The organism is Xanthomonas cissicola (assembly GCF_008801575.1).
GTDB classification, from domain to species: Bacteria; Pseudomonadota; Gammaproteobacteria; order Xanthomonadales; family Xanthomonadaceae; genus Xanthomonas; species Xanthomonas cissicola.
The window spans coordinates 1-12083 of record NZ_VZPL01000094.1 but is presented as its reverse complement, the minus strand read 5'-3'; the positions used below and the strand labels follow the sequence as shown (position 1 = coordinate 12083).

Annotated in this window: 14 protein-coding genes and 1 pseudogene; 3 read left to right on the top strand and 12 right to left on the bottom strand. The window is 65.8% G+C overall.

Annotated elements, in window-relative coordinates; translation table 11 throughout:
- Positions 1–106: pseudogene (locus tag F7R02_RS22470) on the top strand (IS5/IS1182 family transposase); the annotation flags it as partial.
- Between the two features lie 883 nt (positions 107–989).
- Here the strand turns inward: F7R02_RS22470 and fabG are convergent.
- The 12 genes from fabG to xanC all read right to left on the bottom strand — a co-directional run bounded on the left by fabG (position 990) and on the right by xanC (position 9176).
- Positions 990–1727 carry a 3-oxoacyl-ACP reductase FabG gene (gene fabG / locus F7R02_RS22455; RefSeq protein ID WP_033484905.1) on the bottom strand — a complete coding sequence of 246 codons (738 nt, stop codon included), beginning with the start codon at positions 1725–1727 and terminating at the stop codon, positions 990–992.
- A gap of 228 nt (positions 1728–1955) precedes the next feature.
- Positions 1956–2393: a hotdog family protein gene (locus F7R02_RS22450; RefSeq protein ID WP_078589640.1), complete on the bottom strand. Its 438-nt coding sequence runs from the start codon at positions 2391–2393 to the stop codon at positions 1956–1958.
- A complete protein-coding gene (locus F7R02_RS22445) occupies positions 2380–4746 on the bottom strand; it encodes an MMPL family transporter (protein WP_078589639.1) in 2367 nt (788 codons plus the stop codon). The genes F7R02_RS22450 and F7R02_RS22445 overlap by 14 nt, the downstream gene beginning before the upstream one ends.
- Complete coding sequence (locus tag F7R02_RS22440; RefSeq protein ID WP_011052726.1) at positions 4736–4963, bottom strand: hypothetical protein; 228 nt, start codon at positions 4961–4963, stop codon at positions 4736–4738. Before F7R02_RS22440 ends, F7R02_RS22445 begins: the two co-directional genes overlap by 11 nt.
- A complete protein-coding gene (locus tag F7R02_RS22435; RefSeq protein WP_139370901.1) occupies positions 4953–5180 on the bottom strand; it encodes a hypothetical protein in 228 nt (75 codons plus the stop codon). Before F7R02_RS22435 ends, F7R02_RS22440 begins: the two co-directional genes overlap by 11 nt.
- Positions 5170–5397, bottom strand: coding sequence for a hypothetical protein (locus F7R02_RS22430; protein WP_078589637.1), 228 nt, complete (start codon positions 5395–5397; stop codon positions 5170–5172). Before F7R02_RS22430 ends, F7R02_RS22435 begins: the two co-directional genes overlap by 11 nt.
- A 138-nt stretch (positions 5398–5535) precedes the next feature.
- On the bottom strand, positions 5536–6183 hold the full coding sequence (locus tag F7R02_RS22425; protein WP_078589636.1) for a LolA-related protein: 648 nt from the start codon (positions 6181–6183) through the stop codon (positions 5536–5538).
- Complete coding sequence (locus F7R02_RS22420; protein ID WP_005914788.1) at positions 6107–7081, bottom strand: lysophospholipid acyltransferase family protein; 975 nt, start codon at positions 7079–7081, stop codon at positions 6107–6109. The genes F7R02_RS22425 and F7R02_RS22420 overlap by 77 nt, the downstream gene beginning before the upstream one ends.
- Positions 7078–7365 carry an ApeI family dehydratase gene (locus F7R02_RS22415; protein ID WP_005914787.1) on the bottom strand — a complete coding sequence of 96 codons (288 nt, stop codon included), beginning with the start codon at positions 7363–7365 and terminating at the stop codon, positions 7078–7080. Before F7R02_RS22415 ends, F7R02_RS22420 begins: the two co-directional genes overlap by 4 nt.
- A gap of 11 nt (positions 7366–7376) precedes the next feature.
- Entirely contained in the window at positions 7377–8126 is a 750-nt protein-coding gene (locus tag F7R02_RS22410) for a lysophospholipid acyltransferase family protein (RefSeq protein WP_078589635.1), read from the bottom strand.
- A 53-nt stretch (positions 8127–8179) separates the two neighbouring features.
- Positions 8180–8869: a COG4648 family protein gene (locus F7R02_RS22405; RefSeq protein WP_167521090.1), complete on the bottom strand. Its 690-nt coding sequence runs from the start codon at positions 8867–8869 to the stop codon at positions 8180–8182.
- A 37-nt stretch (positions 8870–8906) separates the two neighbouring features.
- Complete coding sequence (gene xanC / locus F7R02_RS22400) at positions 8907–9176, bottom strand: xanthomonadin biosynthesis acyl carrier protein XanC (protein ID WP_005914783.1); 270 nt, start codon at positions 9174–9176, stop codon at positions 8907–8909.
- A gap of 298 nt (positions 9177–9474) precedes the next feature.
- Between xanC and F7R02_RS22395 the strand changes: the two genes are divergently transcribed.
- On the top strand, positions 9475–10824 hold the full coding sequence (locus tag F7R02_RS22395; protein WP_078587471.1) for an NAD(P)/FAD-dependent oxidoreductase: 1350 nt from the start codon (positions 9475–9477) through the stop codon (positions 10822–10824).
- Positions 10821–11828 (top strand): chorismate transformation FkbO/Hyg5 family protein, encoded by a 1008-nt coding sequence (locus F7R02_RS22390; RefSeq protein WP_167521089.1) that lies wholly within the window; start codon positions 10821–10823, stop codon positions 11826–11828. Before F7R02_RS22395 ends, F7R02_RS22390 begins: the two co-directional genes overlap by 4 nt.
- Positions 11829–12083 lie beyond the last annotated feature (255 nt).

The window sequence follows — 12083 nt, the reverse complement described above, 5'->3', positions numbered from 1 at the left end:
CGGCCTGGCCAAAAACACCGCACACGTGCTGACCTTGTTTGCGCTCTCCAATCTGTGGATGAAGCGAAAGCAGTTGCTGCCGGCTATGGGGAGCGTGCGCCTGTAAACCAGGAAATTCCCACGGAAAGCGCCAGAAATGGCGAAATTCCAAAGATTCAAACGCCACTCTTCGGAACGACGCGACATCCCGCACTCTCAGGCCTCGTTATTCAGACCTTCCTTAGGAGATATTTCCGCACAGTCTCACGAAGAGGCGCTGGATCTATTCAGGCGGTCACGCGGGTAGCCGCCTAAAATTCACTCAAGACGAACGGGCTTCGCCCGTCGGCTTAACTCAGGCGTTAGGCCCAATCTAAGACTACATGGCCTGACGCTATTAACATCAGTCAACTAACCGGAGTAGCCGCATGCACCGCAATCTTCTTCCATTGGCTCTGGTGGCATTACTCTGCAGTTGCGGCTCGCATTCTGGAGTCCAGCCAGACGGTCCCGACTCCTACCGCATTGTTTCGGAGGCCGGCACGGGCTTTGTATCATCTGGCAGGATACAGAACAGGAACTATAAAGAGGCTTCCCATTACTGTGCAAAGTCAGGCAAAGTGGTACAGACCATCCAGACAGAGTCCAAACAATCGAGACCGCTCGGAGGGTTTCCCGAAGCCAGCTTGTACTTCAAGTGTGTCAATCGTACGGAGTAACCAAGCATTCGCTTCTACAGGTCAATAGTCGCTAGTTGGGACTGACAATTCATTCAAGCCGAACGGGCGGCGCCCGTCGGCTTAAGAGAATGAAACAGATGCGCGGCTACGCCAGCAGGCACCGCGCGCAAGCATGCACACCGACTCTCTCGACTGGTCCTTGCCGGCTCACCGGCGCGGGACCTTACGCGGCATGGATGCCGCGTAAGAGCTTACAAGGACGTACTTGCAGCGTGTCCTGCGACGGTGGGCCGGCAAGGGCCCTGCAGCGACGTCGCAGACCAGCCGCTCTCAGCCCATCCCACCATTGACGCCAATCACCTGGCCATTGATGTAGCCGGCCACGTCCGAGCACAGAAAGGCGACCAGCGCGGCCACTTCATCGGGCTTGCCAACGCGGCCGGCCGGTACCAATTGCTTGATCGCCTCCGGCGCGAAACTGTCGCCGACCATGTCGCTTTCGATCACGCCGGGCGCGACCACATTCACTGCGATGCCGCGGCTGGCCATTTCGCGCGAGAGCGACTTGCTGGCGCCGTGCAAGGCGGCCTTGGCGGCGGCGTAGTTGGTCTGCCCGCGATTACCCAACATGGCCGCCACCGACGACACGCTGACGATGCGGCCCCAACGCGTGCGCGCCATCGGCAGCAGCAACGGCTGGGTGACATTGAAAAAACCGTGCAGCGACACGTCGATGACGCGATGCCACTGCTCGGCATTCATGCCTGCCATCGGCGCGTCGTCGTGGATGCCCGCGTTGTTGACCACGATCTGGATCGGGCCAGCTTCCAGCAAACTCTCCAGCGCCGCCGAACTTGCCTGCGCGTCGGCCACATCGAAGGCCACTGCCTGTGCGCTCCCGCCATCGGCCACGATCGCGGCAACCACCTCGTCCGCACGCGTCAGGTTGCGGTTGGCGTGCACGATCACATGCCGGCCCTGCGCAGCCAGGTGGCGGCAGATCGCACCGCCAAGATCGCCGCTGCCGCCGGTGACCAGTGCGCGGCGTTGTGGAATGGGTGTGCTCATGGAAGACTCGATGGCGCCGCACGTGCGGCCGCGGAAACAAAAGGGGATTCATCCTAACCAGTCATGCCGGCCACGTGCCAGCGCCCCGCGCAAGGCTGGCAACGTTGCACTTGCATAAAACGCATGCAGCTTATGACGGTGGCGCAGTCATGCAGTCGTGTACGAACGCTGCCCTTGAAGCCGCCACACGCATTGCCGGCACCCGGCCACTCCAGCGATCAGGCGTGCCTACGCCTGCGCGGCGCCCAGCATCACGGTGGCGCGTCCTTCGGCAAGCAATTGCGCGCCATGGGTCAGGCGAAAACTGTATTGCTGGCTGTCCTCGCCCTGCATCAACACCTGCGCCTGGCACTCGATCACATCCGGCAAGGTATCCAGATACATCACGTGCACCTCCACGCTACGCAGCGCTACCAGCATGCCAGGGCGTACCGGCTTGCCGGATTCGCGGCCCAGCAACCCGCCATGCACGGCCATGGCCTGCGCGCCGTATTCGCACAGATGCAGCGCGCGCAAACGCCCGTTGCACCGCAACGGATGCGCATCGCTGCGATGCGCGTGACTGCGCAGCACAATGCGCTGCGCATCCCACTCGATCACTTCTTCCCACAGGCACATGCTGCCCTGGTGCGGAATCAGCGCAGCGATTGCGTCACGTCCCTGCATGCGGTTCTCCGTTCGCGGTGCGTTCCAGCGCCGGTTCGCGCGACACCAGCAAGGCCAGAATGAAATTGAACAACACGCCCAACGCCACTGTGCTGCCGATGGCACGCAAGACCGGGATGCTGGACACGGCCAACAGCGCAAACACCAGCAGCGTCATCAGGCTGCAGACGATCAACGCATGCAGCGTACGCAGTTGGTCGGCGTGATCGTCGCCGGCATGATCGAAGAACAGCGCGTAATCCAGGCCCAGACCGGCGGCCAGGATCAGCGCGATCAGATGGAACAGATTGAGTTCCACCCCGGTGCCGCGCAGGATCGCCAGGATCAGCACCGTCGTCAGCGCCATCGGCAGCAGTACGCGCACGATGCGGCGCGGGCTGCGCAGTGCGATCGCCACGGTCACTGCCAGCAACAAGGCAGCCAGGACCAGCGCACCGAGCACGCGTCCGCGGTAGGCGGCCACCAGCGATTCGGAGGCGTCCTTCAGATCCAGCAATTGCGCGCCGCTGCCTTGCACGGCGGCCGCCAACACCGCCGGATCGCGCAGGCCCGTCAACGACACCAGCGCGGTGCTGCGATCGCCACGGCCGAGCAGCAAGCCACCGACCGACGTGGCCAGCGGCGAGCCGCTCAGATCCTTCGGTAGCAGCGGTGCGGCGCGCTTGGCGGCGTCCAGATCCTGCAGGAACGGCGCAAACGCATCGCTGCGGAATGGCGTGGTGGCTACTGCGCGCTCGGTCAGCGCGCGCGCCTGCGCAGCATCGGGCAAGGCGGCCTGTCGCGCACGCTGGGTGTTGGCGCTGGGCAGATAGCGTGCCGCCATGTCGTAGCCGAGCAACGCACCAGCGCGCACCAGCGCATCCAGACGCGGGCGCAATTGCTCGCTGGCCTGCAGCGCCGCCTCATCGCTGGCTGCCGGCAGCGCCAGCACGTAACGCACGTCCGGCGCGCCCAGTTCCTGACGCAGATGGGTGTCCTGCGCCAATGCCTTGGGCGGCACGGGGGTTAGCTTCGACAGGTCGTTTTGCCAGAACTGCCCCGGCGCGAACACGATCACCGCAATGCCGATCACGGCCATCGCCGCCAGGCTGATGCGTGGCCGCGGCAGGCGCTCAATGCCACGCCACAGCACCGCCAGCACGCGCGAGTCCGCGTAGTCGCGCGGGGCCGGATCGATCAGGGCCGGCAACAGCCAGCGCGTGGTGACCGCGGCGGTGGCAAGGCCGGCAATGGTGAACACCGCCAGCTGCCGCAAGCCGTCCACGCCGGAGAACAGGAAGGTCACGTAGGCAATGCAGGTGGAGACCACGCCGGTGGCCAACGTCGGCCACAGATGCCGTGCGTTCTCGCGCGGATCCAGACCGGGACGCTGATGACTGAACAGATGGATCGGGTAATCCTGCACCACACCGATCAGCGTGAAGCCGAATGCCACGGTGATGCCGTGCACGCCGTCGAACAGCAGCGCCACCGCACCCAGGCCGGCTAGACCGGCGCTGGCCAGCGGCAACACGCCAAGTACCGGAATCTTCCAGCTACGGTAGGCCACCAGCAGCAACAGCACCAGGCCCACCGTATCGAGCGTGCCGATCCACTGCGCTTCGCCTTGCGTGCGCGCGGTGATTTCCACCGCGAATGCGCCCGGCCCGGTCAGCGTCAGCCGGGTGGCGGTGCCCTTGCTGACCTTCGCGAACGCCGCTTGCACGGCGTCATAGGCCAGCTGCTGGCCGGTGGGGTCGAAGCCTGCCGCGCGGGTCTGCACGATCAACAGCGCCGAGGTGCCGGCGCGATCGAACCACACGTCATTGCGCGTGCGCGGCATCGCTGCCGGCTGCAGGGTGTCGGCCAGATGCAGGATTTCCATCGTGGGGTCGCGCGGCAACAACGGCTCCACCATGGCCGCCGCCGGCGAGCCCAGATCCTGCACGCGCGCCTGCAATGCCGCTTCCAGCGTCCGCGCGTCGAGCGGGGTCTTGTCGAAGCTGTCGCTGAGCAGATAGCGGTACGGCAGCAAGCGCTCGGAAATCGCCTCCAACCCGGCATTGCCGCCATTGCCGACCAGTTCGAACAGCGCCGGCTGTGCGGACAGCGCTTGGTGCAGTTGCTGCGACTGCTCGGCCAAGGTGACCGGATCGTTGTTGGACAACGCCATCAGCAGCAGCCGCGATCCAGGGCCTTCGCCGAGTTCTTCGATCAGCAGTTTTTGCGCCGGCGTGCGCGGGGCGGGCATGAACTTGCGCAGGTCGCCGGTGACCTTGAGCGTCTCGCTCAACCAGAATCCGGCCACTGCCAGCAAGGCCAGCCACAACAGTGCCAGGCCGATGCGGCGGTTTGCGTTCAACTTAAGCGACATGGTGTACGTGTCCTGCTACAGCGGCCGAACGCCCGCTGGCCGCGCGCGCGGCATCGGGCTGCAACGACGCGTTGTTTTTCCTGAGGGCGGGCATGAACTTGCGCAGGTCGCCGGTGACCTTGAGCGTCTCGCTCAACCAGAATCCGGCCACTGCCAGCAAGGCCAGCCACAACAGTGCCAGGCCGATGCGGCGGTTTGCGTTCAACTTAAGCGACATGGTGTACGTGTCCTGCTACAGCGGCCGAACGCCCGCTGGCCGCGCGCGCGGCATCGGGCTGCAACGACGCGTTGTTTTTCCTGAGGGCGGGCATGAACTTGCGCAGGTCGCCGGTGACCTTGAGCGTCTCGCTCAACCAGAATCCGGCCACTGCCAGCAAGGCCAGCCACAACAGTGCCAGGCCGATGCGGCGGTTTGCGTTCAATTCAAGCGCCATGGTGTGCATGTCCTGCTACAGCGGCCGAACGCCCGCTGGCCGCGCGCGCGGCATCGGGCTGCAACGACGCGTTGTTTTTCCTGAGGGCGGGCATGAACTTGCGCAGGTCGCCGGTGACCTTGAGCGTCTCGCTCAACCAGAATCCGGCCACTGCCAGCAAGGCCAGCCACAACAGCGCCAGGCCGATGCGGCGGTTTGCGTTCAATTCAAGCGCCATGGTGTGCGTGTCCTGCTACAGCGGCCGAATGCCCGCCGGCCGCGCGCGCGGCATCGGTCGTTATTGGCAACGTGCGCGTTTCAGCTGCGAAGGGTGTGATGTGGTTAGAGACGACCGGCGCAACCATCCCGCGCGCGGTCACGCGCCCGAGCCGTGGCAAAGCGTGGTCAGCGCGGCGGCATCGGTCACGCCGGCAGCCGCGCGCGCTGCACCGGCCAGCAGGGTGCGCTGCAGGTCGCCCTTGGCAGGCACGCTTTCGATACACCGCAGTTCGTCGTTGCGTCCGTACAGGCGCAATTCGTGCACCTGCTTGGCCACGGCGGCGTCCTTGGGCTGCAGGGTCAGCTGCCAGGCCTGTGGCTGGCCCTGCCCACTGACGCGGTAGTGCTGCTCCAGCAGGGCGCGGTCGCCGGACAGCAACGCGCCGAATCCGGACTTCAAGCCGGCCAGCTCGGGCACGCGGCTCAACGAGAAACGGCGTGGCGATTTGCCTTCGCGTTCCAGCACGCCTTCGTCGCCGGTCAGCGTGGTGGTTTCGCGGTATGGCGCACTGACCTCGCGCACCAGCGTCTGCGCGTCCGGGCGACGGTAGTGGCCCTCCACGCGCAACGGCGTCTTCAGCAAGGCCGAGCCAAGCAATTCGACGAATTCGGTGCTGACCGGTGCGGGGCGCGCCAAGCGCTGCAGCACCTGCCCGACGTCCAGCGTCTCAGGCGGTGCGGCGCATAGCGGTGCGGCGCTGAACAGCAGTATCAGCATCCACGGCAGGGTGCGGCACATCGGCATGGTGGGTGTTCCAGAAATCGTAGAAGTTGAACCAGTTGTACGGCGCATAGCAGGTGTAATGTTCCAGCCTGGCAGCGTAATCGCGCATGAGTACCGCCAGCACCGGGGCGCGCTGACGACGCGGCACGTCCAGGCCTTCACTGAAGGTTTCGAACGCCAGCTCGTAGTGATTGCCGCCGTGATACAGGCCGAACGCCAGCACCACCGGCACCTTGAGCGCAGCGGCGATCAGCCACGGCGAGGTCGGGAACATCGCATTGCGGCCAAGGAACATCGCCGGCAGCGCCGGGTCGCCTTCGCGCGGGCGATCGATCAGCAGCGCCACCAGCGCACCGGCATCGGTGGCCTCCTTGATCGCCATGACGATCGAGGTCGCGTCCATGCCGGCGTCGATGATGTTGGCGGCCAGCTGCGGGTTGAGCGCCCCCAGCAGGTCGGTCATGGCGCGGTTGTGCGCCTTGTCCAGCACCACCTTGACCTGCACGTCCGGGCGCTCGGTGGCCAGCACGCGCAGCGCATCGAAGCTGCCCAGGTGCGAGCCGAAGATCAGCACGCCGCGGCCGCGATCCATTTGCGCGTGCAGTTGATCCAGGCCGGCGATGTCCACGCGGAAGCGCTGCATCTGCCCGCACAGCATGTACACCCGGTCCAGGATGGTCGAGGCGAAGGTATGGATGTGCCGCGCCACATCGCGCAGCGAAGCCGGGCGGCCCAGCACCCGCGCCAGATAGGCACGCGAGGCGGCGCGCTCTGGGCCACGCACCAGCAGGAAGTACAGCGTGATCGGATACAGCAGCGCACGCCCCACCGCACGCCCGGCGTGCCGTGCAATGCCGCGGATCAGCCACAACGCAAAGCGCCCGCCACCTTCCGGACGCTGTTTCCAATGCTTGCTCATGGCGCTGCCTCGGCCACCAGTTCGCCGCTGACCAGCAACGCCTCGGCGCGCTGCACGCGGAAGCGCCAGCGCGGGCCATCGCCTTCCAGCGTGACCGAGGCGGTCTGGCCGGGCAGCAACGGCTGCACGAATTTCACCTGCGGCAGGCGCATGGCCGCGCGCGGACCATGCAGGGCTTCCACTGCCTGCAGCACATGGTCGAGCACGACCACGCCAGGCACCACGGGACGGCCCGGGAAATGTCCGGGCAGGCAGGGATGATCATGCGGCACAACGAAATCCATAAGCGTGGAACTCAGATCCTGGGTTGAAGCATTGCAGCCACGGCCTTGTGTGCCTGCTCGGTCAATTGTTGGCGATCCGGCGCATCCGGCCCGGTCACCGCGATCGGCGCACCGATCCGCACGCGAATGATGCCCGGCCTCACCCTGAACAGGCCATCGACCGGCAAGACCTTGCCGCAGCCATCCAGCGCCACTGGAACCACCTGCACGCCAGCATCGATAGCGGCCTGCAGTAGTCCGGCCTTGAATGGCAATAATGCGCCGGTGCGGCTGCGCGTGCCTTCGGGAAACAGACACAACTGTTTGCCCTCGCGCAGCAGTGCAGCAGCCTGGCGCCGCACCAGCGCCCCTGCCCTGCGGCTGTCGCGGTCCAGAAACAGCATGCCGGCGGCATGCGCATACCAGTTCACGAACGGCACCTTGCGCATTTCCTGCTTGAGCAAGAAGCGCAGCGGCACCGGCAAGGCATGGAACAGCGCACAGATGTCGATGATCGACTGGTGGTTGCTCACGAACAGATAGTTCTTGGACCAATCCACCCGCTCGCGCCCTTCCACGATGACGGTGGCGCCCGCACCACGGAACAGCACCGGCGACCACATCCAGCCGCCCATGCGCAGCAGACGGTCGGCATCGCGGGTGATCGCCAGCACGACCAATGCATAGACGATCCCGCCAGCGGTGAAGGCCAGCGTGAACGCCAATTGCAACAGGTTGAACACAGCCCACGCCAGGCGCGACGGCATCCTTGCCAACGGCATTTTTGTCTTGCCCCCGAAAATATGCACGTCCGTCGCTGCCCCAGGCCACGCACTCAGCGCAGCAGATCGCGCCAGAAATCCGGCCCGAGCCGCGCCATCTGACGCAAGAAGTCTGGCAGATTACGATAGGGGCGCTGTGGAAACCAGCGACCGCGCAATAGATATTCCGCAACGAAGAAGCCGCCAATCACCCCATAGGCGAGCAGGTTGGCGAACAACGAGGCGCGCGCGTCGCTGATCGGCAGCGGCGAGGCATGGCCCAGCTGCGCGAGCACGCCGCTGGGCTCGGCGCACAGACCCAGCACCAGATTGGCCAGGGTCAGGCCGCACAGCAGCACTGCCCAGGCCAGCGTGAGGCGGCGCGTGTAGCGGCGTTGTTCGGGCGTGATCGGCATGCCGGCCTGGCCGTACAGGCCTTCAACAATGCGCGTGATCAGCGGCGTGCGCCCGGCCCGCAGGCTGCGCCCGAAAAACCAGGCCACCCAACCGGTAAACACCACCGGCGGCGCCGCCAGCACCAACATCGCATACGGCGAATGCCACAGCGCGCCCAGCCCGGCAAGCAGCAGCAGCGCCAACGCCCAGGCCCAGGCCCAGGGCCGGCGCGCAACCATCGGTTCGATCAACACCATCAGCACCAGCAAACCACCGGCGATGACGGCCAATTCCGGGCGGTGACTGGCATTGGCCCAATGCGCCAGCGGCGAATACGCCACCGCCAGCAGAACGCCCAGCCCCAGCACCCACGCGGGTGCGTCGGGGGATGGCGCAGTTGGCAGATCAGACGGTCTTGTTGGCTTGGACATGCGCCGACAGTGCGCGCAGCGACGCGAAGATGCGACGGTTTTCGTCGTTGTCCGAGCGCAACTGGAAGCCGTAGCGCTTGCTGATCGCCAGCGCCAGTTCCAGTGCGTCGATCGAGTCCAGCCCCAGCCCGGTATTGAACAACGGCGCCTCCGGATCGATGTCGGCGGGCTGGACGTCTTCCAGGTTCAGACTTTCGACCAGGAGTTCGGCCAGTTCACGTTCGGCAGCGGTTTGCGAGGACATCCAGGATTTCCACAGGTCAGGGTCGGGCAACAAGAGTGAGAAAAGCAAGAGCAGCGCGGGCGACCATCGGCAGGCATGGGCGTCGCGTCGGGCCGTAGTGTACGTTGCCGCCGCTGCCAATCCGAGCATCTGCCGCGCGGCTGGCCGGTGCCTGCCTGCTGCCGTCGTTCTTCACATATGGATCGGCGGGCCACAGCTGGCCGGGCCGCCGGTCAGGTTATCATGACTGCATGACGCTCGCCCGCCGCAGGTTCGTTCCAGGATGACTTCCACCGCTGTTCGCCTCACCCCGACCGCCATGCCGGCAGCCGGGCCGGCTCCCGGACCGGAGTGTCCGGATGTCCTGATCGTCGGCGGCGGCCCGGCTGGCTGCACCGCGGCCATCGCACTTGCCGAGCTCGGTTGGTCCGTGACCCTGCTCGAGAAGGCGCAGCACCCGCGCTTTCATATCGGCGAATCCTTGCTGCCGATGAACATGCCGATTCTTGAACGCCTCGGCGTGCTGGAAGACGTGCGCGCCATCGGCGTGCTGAAGCGTGGGGCGGATTTTCCCAACGACAGCGGCGGCTACAACACATTCCGTTTTTCGCACGCGCTCGATGCCAAGGCCGATTTCGCCTTCCAGGTGCCGCGTGCGCAATTCGACCATGTGCTGTTCCAGCGTGCGCGTGCGGTGGGCGTGGATGCACGCGAGCAGGTCTGCGTGGAGCAGGTCGCCTTCGACGGCGAACACCCGGTGCTGCAGGCACGCACGGCAGATGGTGGCGTACAGCAGTTCCGCCCGCGCTATCTGCTCGATGCCAGCGGCCGCGACACCTTCCTGGGCAACCGCCTCAAGCTCAAACGCGCCAATGCAACGCATCAATCGGCCGCCTTGTTCAGCCATTTCCGCGGCGTGACACGACGCCCGGGCGAGGATGCCGGCAACATCAGCATCTACCGGCATGCGCATGGCTGGATGTGGCTGATTCCGCTGCCGGAGGACATCATGAGCGTGGGTGCGGTCTGCTATCCGGACTACATGAAGACCCGCCAGGGCGACAGCGAGGGCTTCTTGATGCGCACGCTGGCGCTCAACGCCGAGCTCAGCGCGCGCATGCTCGGCGCCGAGCGCGTGGCGCCGGTGCATGCCACCGGTAACTACGCATACGAATGCACGCGCATGGCCGGGCCGCGCTGGTTGATGCTGGGCGATGCCTACACCTTCGTCGACCCGATGTTTTCCTCTGGCGTGTTCCTGGCCATGCACGGCGCCGAACGTGGCGCGGCGATGGTGGATGCGGCACTGCGCGCACCGCAGTCGGAGGCGAAACTGCAGCGCGCCCTGCAGCGCGAACTGACGCGCGGCGTGGATGAATTCAAGTGGTTCATCTACCGCTTCACCTCGCCCACCATGCGCGCCTTGTTCGCGCAGCCGCAAAACACCTGGCAGGTGGAACAGGCGGTGGTGGCGATGCTGGCCGGCGATGTGTTCGACGCCCCCAAAGTCCGCATCCGCCTGCGCGCCTTTCGCGCACTGTACGCACTCACCGCCTTGTCGATGATGCCGCACGCCTGGCAGTCGTGGCGCCATCGCCGGCGTCAGGCCAAGCTCGGCTTCGACGGCGACACCTTGCAACGCGACACGCAACAACGAGACGCTCCATGACCGCTTCCCAGGCCCAGACCACGCACGCCGTGCGCCACCCCCGGCTGCAGGTCGACTATGTCGACCAGACCGACCCTGCCGTGCTGCTGACCGACCCGCAGGTGCTGGCCGTGTTCGGCTTCGGCGATGCGGCGCCGCGTCTGCACGACCCGCGCTATCTGCGCGTGCCGCTGCAGCCGTACCAGGCCAGCGTGCTGGAAGTGTGGCGCACCGATGCGCCGGTGAGCAGCGGCCGCGATGGCAACATCGCCTGGTCCAGCGATGGGCACCTGCAGTTCGGCGTGATCGAGATCGACGAGCAGGATGTCGATATCGAAGAAGCCGCCGCCCGGGCGTATGCGGAAATCACCGCCTTCGTCAGCAACAGCAAGACGCCACGGTTGCTGCGGATCTGGAATTACCTCGACGCCATCACCCTGGGCAGCGGCGACCGCGAACGTTACCGGCAGTTCTGCGTGGGCCGTGCACGCGGGTTGGGCGCGTTCGACACCGCGCAATTGCCGGCCGCCACCGCCGTGGGCCGTTGCGATGCCGAGCGCATCATCCAGATCTACTGGCTGGCCGCCGCCAATGCCGGCACGCCGCTGGAAAACCCGCGTCAGGTCAGTGCCTACCACTACCCGCGCCGGTACGGCCCGCAGTCACCGAGTTTCGCCCGTGCCATGCTGCCGCCGGCCGGCAGCGACATGCCGTTGCTGCTGTCAGGCACCGCTGCCGTGGTCGGCCACGCCTCGATGCACACCGGCCAATTGCTGGCGCAGCTGGAAGAAACCTTCGCCAACTTCGACGCCCTGCTCGGCGCCGCGCGCCAGCAGGCACCTGCGTTACCGGCGCAGTTCGGGGCCGGCACCCGCCTGAAGGTCTATGTGCGCGAGCGCGAGGACCTGCCCCGGGTTGCGCAGGCACTGGACGCCCGCTTCGGCGATGCGGTTCCGCGCCTGCTGCTGCACGCGGTGATCTGCCGCGATGAGCTGGCGGTGGAGATCGATGGGGTGCATGGGTGATGCCGCCTGCCGCGGAGGCCATCTGCGGCGATCGCTTGAGCAGCGCCAACGGATGGCGCGATGCGGGCTGACGTGATGCAGGCATTCCTGCGCTGTGCGCGTTCAACACCGCTTGTCGAAAGCGTTAGGGAAGCTCTGAACAACGCACCACAGATACGCGACACTACCCGCCTCATCATGTAGAGGATCATCTATGCAGCTGACGTTCGGTGACGCTGAGGGCCTGGGCAAGCGCAAGCAGACCCGGCGCGAGAT

Coding starts and splice junctions, on each gene's coding strand:
- F7R02_RS22450 (WP_078589640.1), bottom strand. CDS start 2,393: ATGCAGGGACGTGACGCAATCGCTGCGCTGATTCCGCACCAGGGCAGC.
- F7R02_RS22395 (WP_078587471.1), top strand. CDS start 9,475: ATGCCGGCAGCCGGGCCGGCTCCCGGACCGGAGTGTCCGGATGTCCTG.
- F7R02_RS22410 (WP_078589635.1), bottom strand. CDS start 8,126: ATGCCGTTGGCAAGGATGCCGTCGCGCCTGGCGTGGGCTGTGTTCAAC.
- F7R02_RS22430 (WP_078589637.1), bottom strand. CDS start 5,397: ATGGCGCTTGAATTGAACGCAAACCGCCGCATCGGCCTGGCGCTGTTG.
- F7R02_RS22435 (WP_139370901.1), bottom strand. CDS start 5,180: ATGGCGCTTGAATTGAACGCAAACCGCCGCATCGGCCTGGCACTGTTG.
- F7R02_RS22425 (WP_078589636.1), bottom strand. CDS start 6,183: ATGCCGATGTGCCGCACCCTGCCGTGGATGCTGATACTGCTGTTCAGC.
- F7R02_RS22390 (WP_167521089.1), top strand. CDS start 10,821: ATGACCGCTTCCCAGGCCCAGACCACGCACGCCGTGCGCCACCCCCGG.
- F7R02_RS22420 (WP_005914788.1), bottom strand. CDS start 7,081: ATGAGCAAGCATTGGAAACAGCGTCCGGAAGGTGGCGGGCGCTTTGCG.
- F7R02_RS22440 (WP_011052726.1), bottom strand. CDS start 4,963: ATGTCGCTTAAGTTGAACGCAAACCGCCGCATCGGCCTGGCACTGTTG.
- F7R02_RS22445 (WP_078589639.1), bottom strand. CDS start 4,746: ATGTCGCTTAAGTTGAACGCAAACCGCCGCATCGGCCTGGCACTGTTG.
- F7R02_RS22415 (WP_005914787.1), bottom strand. CDS start 7,365: ATGGATTTCGTTGTGCCGCATGATCATCCCTGCCTGCCCGGACATTTC.
- xanC (WP_005914783.1), bottom strand. CDS start 9,176: ATGTCCTCGCAAACCGCTGCCGAACGTGAACTGGCCGAACTCCTGGTC.
- fabG (WP_033484905.1), bottom strand. CDS start 1,727: ATGAGCACACCCATTCCACAACGCCGCGCACTGGTCACCGGCGGCAGC.